The sequence below is a fragment of the Citrobacter sp. S-77 genome (assembly GCF_963864895.1).
GTDB classification, from domain to species: domain Bacteria; phylum Pseudomonadota; class Gammaproteobacteria; order Enterobacterales; family Enterobacteriaceae; genus Citrobacter; species Citrobacter murliniae.
In genome coordinates this window covers 3,916,993-3,932,373 of the sequence record NZ_CAWLWU010000002.1, presented here as the reverse complement: position 1 = coordinate 3,932,373, position 15,381 = coordinate 3,916,993, and the positions used below count along the sequence as shown (strand labels likewise).

Below are 15,381 nucleotides of genomic sequence, written 5' to 3'. Positions count from 1 at the left end.
GCCATATTTAATGGCCATTCATGTTCTATCTCGCTCTATAAAAATGACATGACAATGAAGATATATAACTCAAGATAAGAGGCTCGCATGGAAGAAAATTCCAGTTCAAAGCATTCATCCTTTTGGGGAATTATGGTTATTGCCGGAACCGTAATTGGTGGAGGGATGTTTGCTTTACCCGTTGATCTTGCAGGTGCCTGGTTTTTTTGGGGCGCGTTTATATTAATAATCTCCTGGTTTTCAATGTTACACTCAGGATTGTTACTACTGGAAGCAAACTTAAACTATCCAGTGGGTTCCAGTTTTAATACTATTACTAAAGATCTAATTGGTAACAAATGGAATATCATTAGTGGCGCTACGGTTGCCTTTGTTTTATACATATTAACGTATGCATATATTTCAGCAAACGGAGCTATTATTAGTGAAACGATATCTATGCATTCAGGAGAACATGTTAACCCCAGAATTATAGGTGTTTGTACCGCTCTGTTCGTGGCCGGGGTGTTATGGTTTAGTTCGCTAGCTGCGAGTCGGATTACTTCGCTTTTTCTCGGTATAAAAATCATTGCCTTCGTTATTGTTTTTGGTTCACTTTTCTTTCAGGTCGATTACTCAATTTTAAGTGGTATCAGTGGCGTAAATGAAACTAGTCATTCCTACTTCCTCTATATATTTATGGCGGTTCCAGTATGTCTGGCATCCTTTGGTTTTCATGGTAATATTCCCAGTCTTATCATTTGTTATGGGAAGAGAAAAGATAAATTAATAAAAAGTGTTGTATTGGGGTCTTTTCTGGCGTTGGTTATCTATTTGTTTTGGCTGTATTGCACAATGGGGAATATTCCGCGCGAGAGTTTCAAAGGTATCATTGCTTCCGGTGGAAATGTTGATGCTCTGGTAGGATCATTTCTTGGGACAAATCAGAGTGGCATGATTGAGTTCTGCTTACTCGTTTTCTCTAATTTAGCAGTGGCGAGTTCTTTCTTTGGTGTGACGCTGGGATTATTCGATTTTCTTGCTGATTTATTCAAATTTGACAACTCACATACTGGTCGTTTTAAAACAATCCTTCTTACCTTCCTGCCACCAACACTGCTTTATCTGCTATTTCCTAACGGTTTTATCTATGGGATAGGTGGCGCAGGGTTATGTGCAACGATATGGGCTGTTATTATTCCTGCGGTACTCGCATTGAAGTCACGTAAAAAATTTCCCAATCAGATGTTTACAGTATGGGGTGGGCGCATTATTCCAGCCGTAGTGATTATCTTTGGCATTGTCGTTATCTTTTGCTGGTTTGGTAACGTACTGAATATTTTACCAAAACTGGTGTAATTTGAGTTCGTGACGGACAGGTTTTTATGAAACCTGTCCTGATTTTACTATTACACACAATCATTGCTTCAAATTTCCTACAGATAAATAGAATCAATGGGGTTAGGGGATATCACGCTGGGTACTGCATTGGGCTTTCATCCCACCCGGGATCTTCACTATGTTTTGAGCTTTGATATGTATGTGCCAACAGGCGACTATAACCAGTTTGATCTTTCCAGCCTGGGGCGAAATTACTGGGTGGTTCAACCGGTATGGGCGATCAGCTATATCCCTCAAAAAGGCGTCAATGCTGATATCAAAATGATGTACGACTTTAATTTCCGCAATGGTAAGACCCGTACGCGTTCAGGTCAGGCGTTTCATGCCGATTATGCCCTGGAATGGGCTTTTGGCAATGGTTGGGTGATTGGTCTTGGTGGCTATAACTTCATTCAAACAACGGATGATGACGGGCCTAATGCAGCGCAGGCAAAGGTGCGGGCATTTTCAGTTGGTCCTTCTGTCCGTGACGCCAACGATAAGAACTGGTTACCTATATTGAAATGGCAGAAGGAAACGAATGTTCGCAATCGGCCAGTCGGCTCCCAGCTATATCTAAAAGCGACTATTCCGTTCTGAAAACCATATTCTCAAAAATAGTACGTGGTGTCTGAGTCGTTCTTCGGTTCGTTGAAAAAGAGCCTGCATGCTAGCAAGCCCAGAGCCATACTAATTTTGGAATAATAGTATTCACTGTTTTGTATCTTTTAATTGTTTATCTTTTTTGTGGTTTTGGTAATCTTTGTGAACTGTTCTTGGATTCGGCCTTTTTCTAAATAAAGATAGCAATATGAAAACTATTGTAGTCTATCAAATAGTTTAATTAATCTGATGAGTTGGAGTTATTGTTTAAAATCACTGGTTTATCTGAAATAAGTCACCTGGTCACTTAACCTTTTCCAGAACTATATGGCTCTAATCACTAACACTTATAGTGTTAGTGATTATTTGATTAATAATTTAAAATACTTATTTTTTGTATTGTTATATGAGACACTGATCAAGTGAATATTGATAGCGTTGAGAGTATAAGTATGCTTGAAAAACATGATTTTGAATGTATAAAGAACATTGATTTAAATTCAGCACTCTACTTTTCTGCGGTGATGAGTTATAAGACAATTTTTAATGCTAGTGTGGTATTAAACTGTTCTGCGCCAACAGTTAGCATCATGCTCAAACGCTTTTGTTCTTACTTTCCCGTTCCATTGTTTGAGAGAGAAGGTCGTTGCCTGAGCCCGACGAAATATGCGGTAGAACTGGATAAAATGATCGGAGAAACATTTTTGAAATTTTCTGTGGCTATGAGCAATGATCCTCGAAAAGTTACGATTTTTAAATGAGCATTGTCTTAATTATCACTCAGAGTAAATCTACAGGCATCTCATTTTTCTTTTGTCATTAGTTCAATTATATAATCCAACGATAGTTGTACTCGTAGCGGAAGATTTTTCCGGTTTCTGTAAATAACGTAGCAATCAATAAAAACTCCCCATTCTGGAGGAAGTACAGACATTATTCCGCTTGTGTCTTTGAGAAGTAGATGGGATGTCACCATATATCCCATTCCATTTCTGCAGCAGTTGATGGCTGTATAGATATTGTCAAATTTTAGTTTCCCCGTGACGTTGACTGATTTCACTTCAGCCGTTTTTTCATGGGTGAACTCCAGCGCATTTTCATAGCTGTTATTGGCCATCGAACTTAATAAAATGAAAGGATGGCGAGATAACTCTTCTGGCGTCGTGAAAGGGTGATGTTCAAAAAACGCTGGGGTAGCAAAAACATCCATCCGTATCCGCTTTACTTTTCGGGCAATCAGATTCTGATTATGTGGTGGGGAATAGGATATGAGCATGTCACAGGAGTTATTAAAGCTCACGCCCTTAAAGTAGTCCGCGTTATAGTGATTGGATGTTGTTATTGTCACGTTCAAATCGGGGAATCGTTGAAACAATGGCGGCAGAATATTCTCTGCAAGATAAGCCTGCATACCGGAAGGAGAAAAAATATTAACTTCACCAGATGGCGCTTTCTTATAATGGTCGACTAGTTCAAAGAGTCCATCATTTTCAATAATGTACTTTCTAATGTTAGGCAGAAGAGTTTCCCCGAATGCAGTCAGCCTGACCGGACGACTCTCTCGATCAATTATTTTGATTCCTAACGTTTCTTCTACTGCCGCAATACTTTTACTGATGCTGGCCTGGGTCAGGCCGACATTTTTAGCAGACAGACTGAAACTTTTCGTTTCAACAAGGTCCAGGAGTATTTTTAAATCTCTGATTTTTAATTGTTTCATCATGGCTGTTCTGTGAGGATAGTGCCTTGCTTTCAGTGTAGATGATCTACGTCCTGATATAATTACCCGATATCAACAAGGCACAATGAACGGCTTAATGGTCCAGATAGAGGTAGTGCATCCAACTGGTCATGCGTAGTAAAACTTTACGCATAATGGCCACATGAGAAAAATGATCCGAATAGACCGCAACTTGCGCATATATGCCATCTGGTAATGCATCAATATTCTCATCTGGATTCAGATCGATAAGAGCGAGAACCCCCTCGCTCCCTGGGGTAGCAGTCAAGGATTGAAGCGTCCCCTGGGCCTGATAAGAACCGCCAGGGATCACGGGAAGGACTCCAGCCAGTTTTCCTGTAAAGACCTGGCCGGGCAACGAATTAAAAACGATTTCTGCTTCATCACCAGCTTTCAGGCGCAACAATGAATTCTGACGGAATTGCGCCACAATCTGTCGCTTTTGTTTGGGAATAAATACCATAACCGGGCGCAGCGGCAGCGCTGCCGCAAAAGTACCGGGACGGATCAATACCTGAGTGGCGTAGCCGTCGCTGGGCGCACGGACAACGGTTTGCTCCAAATCGTATTTTGCTTCTGCCAGTTGAGCGCGCAGGCTGGCAACTTGTGATTGTTCGCCGTTGAGGATGCTATCAAGCTGGCTTTTGATTTGTGCTTGTTCGGCAACCGATGATTTTACTGCTGCATCCTGAGCGAGGTAGTTTTGCCGGGCATGATCAATATCACTTTCTGAGAACGGATTCACCTTTGCCTTACTGCCCTGTAAATATCGTTGGTAATCTTTGTATAACCGGTCACGTTGTGCAGTTGCTGTTAACGTATTGGCGATGGCTTCATCCAGTTGTGATTGCAGCGAGTCGGCACTATGGATCGCGGTGACAAGATCGGCCTCAAGTCGCGCAACACGAGCCTGATAACGCGTTGGATCCAGTTCAAAAAGGACTTCACCTTTTTTAATTAGCTGGTTTGACTTATTCGTGATGGTACGAACAATACCTGTCACTTGTGGCGTAACAGGAATGGAGACCACCGCTTTTTGTGCCTTAAAGGTATATGGGTGGTTATAGTTCATTAACAAAATCAGTGCCCCAACCAGAAAGATCCCGCCCAGAGCGGCTGTTGGGATACTCCATTTATTGACCGGTATTTTGAATATTTTAAAGACCAGCCATGCCAGGGCTACGTAAGTCAGAATAATTAATAAATCCACAATTAATTACCTTGAGTGTTATCTGAGTCAGCGTGTTGTTGTTTTTTGAATTGCCGTTCAAGTTCAGCAATACGTAATTGCAAATTTTCATACTGTGGTTGCTGTGCGTTCTGCATTCCCCATCCACGATCGGGGCGATACAACGTGGCCCATATCCATAGGAATGGCCACAGGACATGTAAAGTGAACAGGCTTACCCATCCAGCGACATGTATGGCATCGGCATGCGGGTGATTTCGCTTTTTGGCGATCTCGTAAGGAATATCATGGATGATGATGACACCGTAAAAAATTACCAGGAATACCAGGATTAGCACTCCAAGTGCAAAGTAATTAAGGAACATACTATTCCTCCTCCCTTCGTCGGTTGGGTAAAACTAAGCTCGCCTCTCTGGTTATTGACGTATTCCCCCTTCGTGGCGTCTCCAGGGAATAGTACGCTGAGGACAGCGTGCTTGTGCTTCTTAAGGCAATGAACCTGATGCGTCGTTTTTATTTTGTGTTGTTTTAGTGGCTGTTTTAGTGACTTTTGGTTGTTTAAAAATGCCTTGTACATACATTAATGAATGTAGGATACCTTATTCACTTAGTCTCGCTAGCATTAATCGTTTAGATTTATGGAATGATTCCATTAAATGGAACTTAATTTTTATAAATAAATTGCATGGTGAACTTTTTGGTTTTATATTGAAAATGTTTTATAAGGTATCTCAAGTGAGGAGAAAAATTACATTGATGATATTTATGAAACAAGCATGAATGTGTCTAAGAAATAAAATTATATTTTTGAAGTGTCATTTTGACCGCCACCCGTGCGGTCTTTTTTTATGTATTGTTTTGAAATTATTAAAGACACCAGCGTCATACGCTGTAAATAATCAGTGATATATTTACTCTTCATATTATAAAATCTTATGTGTCGCACCTGATTTCCTTAACTCATTGGGCGTTATTTTGTATTTTTTACGAAACGCCCGGCAAAATGACTGCTGAGAACCATATCCGGCATTTAAAGCAATAGTCAGAATAGTGCTCTGGGAGTTGATGAGTTCATGAGCTGCATGATTAAGGTAGGTATCCTTGATGAAACGGCCAAGTGGTATCCCGGTATGAGCTTTAAAAAAAGATTGCAGATAAAATTTTGAAAAGCCAGAAATAGCAGCCAGATCGTCAATCTGTAACTTGTCTTTCCGTCTTTCATTAATAAATATAATCAGTTGGTTAGATACTTCTTTGGTAAATAAATTATTTTTTGAACATTCCATATGTTTTTACCTCTATCATCGAGATGTTTATATACTGGCGAGTGTCTCTGCACGGTATGATGACTACGTTTTGATGTTACTATTCAACATCAGGAATAAAATTGTCTGGTGAAATCCTCCATGGGGATGGGCTTACCATATAAATATCCTTGCAGAAAAGTAACGTTGTGTGCTTTCAAATAAGCTGCCTGAATTTCATTTTCTACTCCTTCCGCCACCGTTTGCAGGTGTAATCGGCGGGCGAGGTCAATAATATTGTCGATGATATGAACAGAATGCGAATCAATACCTATATTGCTGACAAAGCTTTTGTCGATTTTAAGAATATCGACCTCGAAGTTTTGCAGGTATTTAAGGCTGGAATTGCCGGTGCCGAAATCATCGATAGCGATAAGCACACCCAGTTTGTGCAGTTCTGCCACCAACCTTTCTGTCACACCATCTGTAACAAGTAATTCCCGCTCAGTTAACTCCAGAACCAGCTTAACAGGATTAGCCCTGAATGCCTGGATGAATACCCGGCAGTCTTCCACCAGATTGAAATTTCTTAAGTGACTGGCGCTGATATTGAAAGCGAAATGAAAATCCTTCGGCAGTAAATGTATTAATGGTAAAAACTGTTGACGTACCTGAACCATCAACGCCTGAGTCATCGGCATAATAAGGTTACAGCTTTCTGCCAGAGGAATGAAATTGTCTGGAGGGATGATACCGAGCGTTGGATGTGACCAGCGCATTAGAACCTCGCAACCGACCCAGTGAGTATGCTCTGCGGATACCACTGGCTGGAAGTAAGGAATAAATTCCTGCAATTCCAGAGCCTCATGTAATTCATGTTCTGCAGTTATCTGTCGCCCTGTCCAGCGAAATGCGCTGAAACCAAGAATAGCGGCCAGCAAGGCCCAGGAAACAAGAGAGAATCGTGAGAACATCCAGAAGTAATGGGCATAATCGGCAGCGGAAATCACCGTAACTATCCGGAATGGATATCTGGTCGAGGCTTGTTCCAGATAACCAGACGTACCGGGGGAGAACGAAGGAATCTCTGGAGTCTGCCATTGCTGTTGTCCAACAACCAGGCCCAGGGGTAAATTGATGCTCATGACACTCAGTTCGGAAAGGATCCTCTCGCCATAGAGTCGGACCACAATACTGTTATTACCGACAACCATTCGGTAGATAATCAGTGGCTGTCCTTTCCTGACCAGCATGTCGCTCATCAGGTAGAGCATCCCGTTGGTATAACTATCAAAGTTAATATTTTCTTCATTGCTACCGTACAGAGATGAACAATAGATTTTATTCCCCTGTACCAGGTTTACGCTGCGCACATTCTGCGAGTACGCTACCTGCGTCCTGAGCTTCATCGCGACAGACTCAAGGCAGGGCCGACCAAGATTGTCTTTTACGGCGTAAGCAGCATGCCTGGCACTGTCCAGCGTTCCTTCCACCAGTTGCCGGGCATTTGTCATCCGGATATTAGTGGTTCGTTTGAGATTTGCTGCCGCCTGCCAGAAGGTGCTGATGAGTCCCAACAGGATGCAAAGCAGGCTCACAAGTATGGTGCGAACCATTCGGTACCTGAGTTGACGCTTCTTTAACAGACCAAATGGCATGACATTACCTCTATACCCTACATGAACTGCGCTTTAGCTTTACTGTTACGTCACCAGAAGGTGGTGCCAGATTTTAGTGTCGTTTAGAAGTACATGACGACCCTTGCTATTCAGTGATACTGGTTTAGCTGCGGTTATAAGAACGGTCAGCGAAGAATATTATATTCAATTTCCTGTAGAATATTTTATTTCGGGCTTAATACGCTACTATAATTTTTAAGCAGGTAAAAGCATCAGTATTATATGCACTGGCGCATTCTTTTTTATATATAAATTTGTTTGTAAAATACCCATATTTATCAATGAGATGAATTTTACATGCTAAAAAATATCTCATTATTATAATTGTTTTAAATAATATTAAAGTTTAAATAATATAAATCATTATTGATTTTTGTGGTTTGCAATTATTAATCGGTATTGATAGCCAGGATGCTTCCGGAACAGCTGTTGATAATATTAATACAGATATTCTAAGGGCCTGTTTTTGCATTTTGTAGGCATTTATTATTCACTTTCGTCTCAATGGCGAGAAAATACTTTTCGTTATTTCATTATTATGGATGTTTCCTCGCTGACTCATACTGGTTACCACTCCATGTAACGTCATGAGCGCTGTCATGATGGGTACACTGCTGGATAATGGTATAGATGAAGGCGCCGGGCCCCCTGAAAGGGATAAACTCTTTTAATAGTTAACAGGCATACAATTACGTTGTGTTTTTATATTTTAAAGTAATAGTAAACTGAGTTACATAACTTTTCCGCCTGGTCTTAAAGCGAGTTCAGAATTCGATCCCAAGAGTATTAGGATATTCTGGTCTAAAATACTTTTTTTGCCTAAGGGTTTTCTTATCATGTAGCCACGGTGTACGCTGAGTGTTAAAATTTATGAGTTTTTGCCCCATTCCGGTAACTAGAGGATGAGGCGCAGGTAGTCAATAAGACGAAAGAATTAAAATGGTTTGCAACCCTATTACGAAATAAGCGGTAGTGCATATAAGATGGTCGACAATCGTTAAGAAATTAAGTTAACTTATTGAAAACGCTTATTTTTACTCTGATGTAAGACATAAGGGCAGATATGTTCAGTATGCGTCGACATACCAACTTCATTAAAAGCTTTAAGTCTGTAACCTGTTTATTTACGGCCTGCGTTCTTTTTCCTGTTCAAACTTCTGCGGCAGCATCTGATTATGACGGTTTGATTATTGAAGCTCGTGAAGGTAATAGTGCGCCGCTCATGCGCTACCTTCAGGAACAGGAAAAGAAATCCTCACTAACGCCAAATCAGGTCGCTGACTGGTTGCAAGTCTCCAGTTGGGCTAATAACAGCGATAAAGAAACGATTGATATTTGGCTGCGATATCGTGGGCAGATGGCTGTGCCTGCGCGTGGGCAAATCGCCGCTGCACGGGCTTTTCGCAATCAGAAAAAATGGAATGATTCGTTAGCCATCTGGGAAAACGTTTTGCAGGAAGATCCTGATAACGTGGATGTACGTACCGGCTGGATAATGACGCTTGCAGATGCTCGCTACAATCAGCAGGCGCTCACCGAAGCGAATAAATGGGCGCAGGCGCACCCGGGAGCTGACTCCGATGCATTGGTGGCCTATGTATACCATTCGCAGGGGAAAAACTGGGATGCATTGTTAGTCGCCAGCCAGGCCAATGATATCGATCCGAGCAACAAAAATGCAAAATCTACGTTGTTATCTGCCCTGTCAGCTAACCGTGTATCCGGGCCTGCGTTAGGGCTAACGGAGGTGGTTCCGACGTCAGATCCTGTTAAACGTCGTCTTGAACTTGATGCGGCAGCAGAAATCGTTCGCTCCTCATATACTTCCGCGCGTAATGAAGAAGAACGTTTTATCGTGGCAGATAAAGCGCTTGCCCGATATGCCCAACTGCTCGCGGCCTGGAAAGATGAACCGTCCGCTCAGGATGATGTTCGCCGGGCAAGGATTGACCGTATGGGCGCTTTGCTGGTGCGCAAGCGTACTGCCGAAGTGATTCAAGAATATGAGTCACTTGAAGCGAGCGGGGAGGTGCCTAACTATGCGAAACGTTGGGTCGCTTCGGCGTGGCTAAGCGAACGTCAGCCGGAAAAAACCGAAGCGATGCTGATGAGCATCTACTATCCGCATGGACCGCTTCCAGTCACTCCTCTCAGTCCTGAAGATCAGCAGGATCTTTTTTATGCGCATATTGATAATGAAAACTTTGCTGCAGCCAAAAAGCAGGTCGACAATTTAATCAAAGAGAGTCCGTATCTGCGACGGATTTATGGTTCACCTACGCCACAGCCTAACGATAACTGGCTGCTTGGTCAGACGTTGCTCACGCAATATCACATTGCTGCTAATGAATTGCCTGAGGCAGAAAAACTCGCGGAACATCTGGCGCGCACGGGATCTGGTAACCAGGGGCTGCGTATAACCTATTCTTCAGTGCTTGAAGCCCGTGGTCTGCCTCGAGCTGCAGAGAAAGAGCTTAAACTGGCCGAAGTTATTGAGCCAAGCAACCTGGAGCTGGAACGCCAGCAGGCCTATGTAGCGCTGGATCTTCAGGAATGGCGGCAGGCCGATGAACTTACCGATGACGTCATTGCCCGTAGCCCGGATGATGAAGCAACGCTGCGCCTGGCCCGCATACGCGATGTTCACAAAATGTCAGAGCTGCGGATCAGCGGCACGCAGGGGATTTCCTCCGATAGCCCGGTCAGTGGTAAGAATGACTTCAACATCAATACCGCAATTTACAGTCCGCCGATTAATGACAACTGGCGACTGTTTACCGGGTTTAACTTTGCCACCGGGGAATTTGAAGAAGGAAAGGGTATCAACCGTGACCTGGCTGCCGGTGCGGAATGGACCTCACGCGATTATTGGGCGGAAATGGAAGTTTCGGGCCGTAACTATGGTGATGGTCAGAAAATTGGTGGGCGTCTTTCAGCCTGGCATGATTTTAATGATAACTGGCGCGTCGGCGGTTCGGCGGAGCGTCTTTCTCGTAATACCCCGCTGCGCGCGCTGCGTAGCGGAGTGTATGCAAACGGCGGGGATATGTTTGTCCGCTGGTATCAAAATGAACGACGAGAGTATCAGTTGTCGTTTGCCGCTTCACATTTCTCGGATGGTAACGATCGTATCGAGTACGGGCTGAGCGGAAAAGAGCGCATGTGGACGACGCCGCGCTTCACGCTGGACTTCACACCGGGCATCGGCGGAAGTACCAACACCAAAGAGAATGTGCCGTATTACAACCCTAAGAGTGATTTTTCCGTTGTACCAGGGCTTGCCGCAGAGCAGGTTCTTTACCGCCACTATGACACTGTGTGGACGCAGCAAGGCGTGGCTGGCGTAGGTGGCTACTGGCAGCAAGGTGAAGACGTGGGCGCCATCGTTCAGGTGGGATACGGACAGCGGCTTAAATGGAACAACGTCGTGGATGGCGGGGTGATGTTGGTGTGGGATAAACGCCCCTACGACGGTAAACGTGAGCGGAATATCTCCCTCGCTTTCGATTTGAATGTCAGGTTTTAAGGACTGTACATGTTTAAAAGATGCCTATGGGTTAGCGCATTAATCGCTGGCTGGTTGATGATCACTGCGTGCAGTAGCGCGCACAATACGACCCCGCGCTACGTTCCTCCGGCGGAGCGATCTCCGCTTGCTGCTGATCATCCATGGCCGAAAAATAGCTTCCTGGTGCTGGGCTATCACGATGTAGAGGACGGCGCGGCAGATCAGCGATACCTCTCTGTGCGTACCAGTGCGCTGAGCGATCAGATGGGATGGCTACGTGACAACGGTTATAACCCGATCAGCGTGCAGCAAATTCTGGATGCGCATGACGGGAAAATCGTGCTGCCGGAAAAAGCGGTATTACTCACCTTTGATGATGGTTATAGCAGTTTTTATACCCGCGTGTGGCCGCTGCTGAAAGCCTATAACTGGCCAGCACTGTGGGCACCGGTGGGCAGCTGGGTTGATTCTCCCGCCAATAAAAAAGTTGATTTTGGTGGGCTGATGACGGCGCGAGACAAATTTGCCACCTGGAAAATGGTCGAGGAAATGGGGAAGTCGCCGCTGGTTGAAATTGGTGCGCATACATGGGCATCGCATTTCGGTGGTGAAGCGAACCCGCAGGGAAGTAAAGAACCTGCTGTGGCAAACCGTCTGTACGATAAAAAGACCGGCACTTACGAAACGGACGAACAGTACAATCGCCGTATTAACACTGATATCTCTTTAATCACAAACAAAATAAAATCTGTAACCGGGAAATCGCCACGCGCATGGGTCTGGCCTTATGGCGCAGCCAATGGCACGACATTAAGTCTGGCCAAAGAGCACGGTTACAAGATGGCGTTTACGCTCAACGAAGGGCTGGCAAATGCCGCGTTTCTGGATGATATCCCCCGTGTTCTGATATCTGATAACCCATCCCTTAAGCGCTTTGCCAGCCAGGTCGGCCAGGTGCGTGAACCTCAGACGATGCGCGTTATGCATATCGATCTGGATTATGTGTATGACAAAGATCCTGCCCAACAACGTAGAAATATCGACAAGCTGATCCAGCGTGTCTATGACATGCGTATTTCTCATGTTTTCCTGCAGGCGTATGCCGATCCAAAAGGTGACGGAAATATTCACGAGCTTTATTTCCCTAACCGCTGGCTGCCGATGCGTGCCGATCTCTTTAACTATATCTCCTGGCAATTACAAACGCGGGCAGGGGTTACCGTTTATGCCTGGATGCCGGTGCTGGCTTTTGGTCTCGACGACGCTATTCCACGCGTGACGGCATGGGATCCGAAAACCGGACGTAGCGCGATTAATCGTGAGCAGTATGTTCGTCTTTCTCCCTGGGATAGCGAAGCGCGTAAGCGTATCACCGAGATTTATGAAGATCTGGCGAAGCATGCCAGTTTCAAAGGGATTCTGTTCCATGATGATGCTTTCCTGACGGATTTTGAAGATGCGTCGCCGGAGGCTTTAGCCGCATACCGTGCCGCAGGCCTTCCGGGCAGTATTGAGCAAATTCGTAACGATCCTCAGGCATTCGAACGTTGGACTCGCCTGAAAAGTAAGATGCTGACCGACTTTACAAAGGAACTGACCCGCGCGGTACGTAATATTCGCGGCCCACAGGTACAAACCGCACGCAATATTTACGCCATGCCGGTGCTGGAACCAGAAAGTGAAGCCTGGTTCGCGCAGAACCTGAATGATTTCCTCAATACCTATGACTGGACAGCACCGATGGCAATGCCATTGATGGAGAATATTCCGGCCAATGATGCCAACGCCTGGCTGGACAGACTGGTGAATGCCGTTGCACAAACGCCCGGAGCGCTGGATAAGACCGTGTTTGAACTGCAAGCACGAGACTGGCGTAAGTCCGGGGAACAGGCCGAAATCAGCGGTAAACAAATAGCCGAGTGGATGCGCCAGCTTAAGTTAAGCGGTGCGGGTAACTATGGTTATTACCCGGATGATTTCATCAGCGACAAACCCGAGATGTCAGAGATTCGCTCGACGTTCTCATCATACTGGTACCCGCAAAAATGACCGATCGCATTATTGCTTTCCTGATTCTTTGCCTGATGTTCAGTCTGCCGTTTGGCGTGGCTGTCGTTTTTACAGGTGAAGTGATGCTGAACTTCGTCTTCTTCTGGCCCTTGTTCATGTCGGCTTTGTGGATAAGCGGTGGGGTTTACTTCTGGTTTTACCGTGAACGCCACTGGAAATGGGGAGAGGAAACACCGCCGCCGACGCTTGAAGGAAATCCGCTGATTTCGATCTTGATCCCTTGTTATAACGAAGGGATCAATGCGCGTGAAACGATCGGTGCAGCGCTGGCGCAGCGTTATACAAATATTGAAGTTATTGCCATTAACGACGGTTCGACAGATGACACGCACGACGTGCTTGAACAACTGGCAACGGAATACCCGAGCCTGCGGGTGATTCATTTAGCCGAGAACCAGGGGAAAGCCCTGGCGCTCAGGACCGGCGCAGCGGCGGCCCGCAGTGATTATCTTGTCTGCATTGATGGTGATGCTTTACTGGATCGCGATGCCGTCGCCTATATTGTCGCCCCGTTGATACAGTTCCCGCGTGTCGGGGCGGTGACCGGAAACCCGCGCATTCGTACCCGTTCCACGTTAATTGGTCGTGTACAGGTCGGTGAATTCTCCTCGATTATCGGCTTGATTAAGCGCACTCAGCGAGTCTATGGGCAGATCTTTACCGTTTCTGGCGTCATTGCGGCATTTCGTCGTCGTGCTCTGGCTGAGGTGGGGTACTGGAGCCCGGACATGATCACTGAAGATATCGATATCAGTTGGAAGCTGCAATTGCGCCACTGGTCAGTATTCTTTGAACCACGAGCACTGTGCTGGATCCTGATGCCTGAAACGTTAAGAGGATTGTGGAAACAGCGTCTGCGCTGGGCTCAAGGTGGTGCGGAAGTATTTATTGTTAACATGCGTCGCCTGTGGTCTTGGGAATTTCGCCGCATGTGGCCGCTGTTCCTTGAGTTCTGTTTTTCTACCGCCTGGTCATTTGCCTATGCGGTCAGCATTGTGCTGTTCCTTTGCGGGTTATTTTTCCCAATGCCAGACTCGCTATACGTGCAAAACCTGTTCCCGCCAGCATTTACCGGGCTAATACTCGGCGTGGTTTGCTTGCTGCAGTTTGCGGTGAGTCTGATGATTGAACGGCGCTATGAAAAAGGTATCGGCGCTTCGTTGTTCTGGATCATCTGGTTCCCGGTGGTGTACTGGATGCTGAGTCTGTTCACCACGCTGGTCGCTTTCCCCAAAGTGATGCTTAAACGCAAACGCGGCAGAGCGCGTTGGGTAAGCCCTGACCGTGGAATTGGGAGGATAGAATCATGAGCCAGCCACTCATCTTTACCGAACAGCGACTTCTGCCACGTGTAATAGACGTTCTGTTAACGTTTTTTGCCTGGGTTGGATTTCTGTACCTGATCTATAAAGGGCTGATTACGGCACTGGCTCATTCACCCTTTATGGGCGTGAGGCCGTTTTTCACAACTCTGGATACGGTCACTTTTTACATCCTGATCGCATTGATAAACGGTCTGGTGCTCATTGGCTGGGCGAAGTACAACCAGTATCGCTTTCGTGTGGAACGACGCAGTCGCAGGCCTGGGCTTGAAGATCATGAGCTGGCAGAAAGTTTGCGAATTACCCGAGAACTGGTTACCGAGCTGAATAAGGCGAGGGTGCTTACGGTTCATCACCATGAGAATGGTGAAATCGACTATGTGGAAGTGGACAGGCATATTGCCGATAACCGCTTGCCGCCGCCAACACCTGCAATGCTTGAGATGCTACCGTCAGCCAGGGAACGGTTGCACGAAGAAATGAACCGGTGACAGAGAACCTTTGACCCTTGGACTGGATTACGTTCACGGGTTGTATCGTTCCACAGAAGTGAAGAGCATGAGGTGAACGTAACCGTGTGCCGGAGCTAATCTGCGACAATTTCTGCCGCCAGCAGCAGCCTTCAGACTCGCCTGGGTCTATGATTACTCCCAGGACAATAAAAAT

Annotated in this window: 12 protein-coding genes; 7 read left to right on the top strand and 5 right to left on the bottom strand. The window is 45.5% G+C overall.

Features of this window, described 5'->3' with window-relative positions; translation table 11 throughout:
* Positions 1–87 precede the first annotated feature (87 nt).
* The 3 genes from tnaB to AACS05_RS19235 all read left to right on the top strand — a co-directional run bounded on the left by tnaB (position 88) and on the right by AACS05_RS19235 (position 2,723).
* Positions 88–1,338 (top strand): low affinity tryptophan permease TnaB, encoded by a 1,251-nt coding sequence (tnaB, locus tag AACS05_RS19245; RefSeq protein WP_045447127.1) that lies wholly within the window; start codon positions 88–90, stop codon positions 1,336–1,338.
* A gap of 96 nt (positions 1,339–1,434) precedes the next feature.
* The gene (locus tag AACS05_RS19240) at positions 1,435–1,959 is read left to right on the top strand and encodes a SphA family protein (RefSeq protein WP_081918222.1); all 525 of its coding nucleotides are present in this window, start codon (positions 1,435–1,437) and stop codon (positions 1,957–1,959) included.
* A 455-nt stretch (positions 1,960–2,414) separates the two neighbouring features.
* Positions 2,415–2,723: a LysR family transcriptional regulator gene (locus AACS05_RS19235; RefSeq protein WP_045447124.1), complete on the top strand. Its 309-nt coding sequence runs from the start codon at positions 2,415–2,417 to the stop codon at positions 2,721–2,723.
* 41 nt (positions 2,724–2,764) lie between these two features.
* On the opposite strand, the gene AACS05_RS19230 is transcribed toward AACS05_RS19235, so the two are convergent.
* From AACS05_RS19230 to AACS05_RS19210, 5 genes are all read right to left on the bottom strand, one after another.
* Positions 2,765–3,685 carry a LysR family transcriptional regulator gene (locus AACS05_RS19230; protein WP_045447121.1) on the bottom strand — a complete coding sequence of 307 codons (921 nt, stop codon included), beginning with the start codon at positions 3,683–3,685 and terminating at the stop codon, positions 2,765–2,767.
* 91 nt (positions 3,686–3,776) lie between these two features.
* Positions 3,777–4,913, bottom strand: coding sequence for an HlyD family secretion protein (locus AACS05_RS19225; RefSeq protein WP_045447118.1), 1,137 nt, complete (start codon positions 4,911–4,913; stop codon positions 3,777–3,779).
* A gap of 2 nt (positions 4,914–4,915) precedes the next feature.
* Positions 4,916–5,257, bottom strand: a complete 342-nt coding sequence (locus AACS05_RS19220; protein ID WP_045447114.1) for a DUF3302 domain-containing protein — start codon at positions 5,255–5,257, stop codon at positions 4,916–4,918.
* Between the two features lie 558 nt (positions 5,258–5,815).
* A complete protein-coding gene (locus AACS05_RS19215) occupies positions 5,816–6,178 on the bottom strand; it encodes a helix-turn-helix transcriptional regulator (protein WP_045447111.1) in 363 nt (120 codons plus the stop codon).
* An 89-nt stretch (positions 6,179–6,267) separates the two neighbouring features.
* A complete protein-coding gene (locus tag AACS05_RS19210; RefSeq protein ID WP_223307010.1) occupies positions 6,268–7,752 on the bottom strand; it encodes an EAL domain-containing protein in 1,485 nt (494 codons plus the stop codon).
* Positions 7,753–8,878: 1,126 nt separating this feature from the next.
* Here AACS05_RS19210 and pgaA point away from each other — a divergent pair.
* Genes pgaA through pgaD form a run of 4 tightly spaced genes read left to right on the top strand, consistent with a single transcriptional unit; the run spans position 8,879 to position 15,206 of the window.
* Positions 8,879–11,341 (top strand): poly-beta-1,6 N-acetyl-D-glucosamine export porin PgaA, encoded by a 2,463-nt coding sequence (gene pgaA, locus AACS05_RS19205; protein WP_045447104.1) that lies wholly within the window; start codon positions 8,879–8,881, stop codon positions 11,339–11,341.
* Between the two features lie 9 nt (positions 11,342–11,350).
* Entirely contained in the window at positions 11,351–13,372 is a 2,022-nt protein-coding gene (pgaB, locus tag AACS05_RS19200; protein WP_045447101.1) for a poly-beta-1,6-N-acetyl-D-glucosamine N-deacetylase PgaB, read from the top strand.
* Positions 13,369–14,703: a poly-beta-1,6-N-acetyl-D-glucosamine synthase gene (gene pgaC / locus AACS05_RS19195; protein WP_045447099.1), complete on the top strand. Its 1,335-nt coding sequence runs from the start codon at positions 13,369–13,371 to the stop codon at positions 14,701–14,703. Before pgaB ends, pgaC begins: the two co-directional genes overlap by 4 nt.
* Complete coding sequence (pgaD, locus tag AACS05_RS19190; protein WP_045447097.1) at positions 14,700–15,206, top strand: poly-beta-1,6-N-acetyl-D-glucosamine biosynthesis protein PgaD; 507 nt, start codon at positions 14,700–14,702, stop codon at positions 15,204–15,206. The genes pgaC and pgaD overlap by 4 nt, the downstream gene beginning before the upstream one ends.
* The last annotated feature ends 175 nt before the right edge of the window (positions 15,207–15,381 follow it).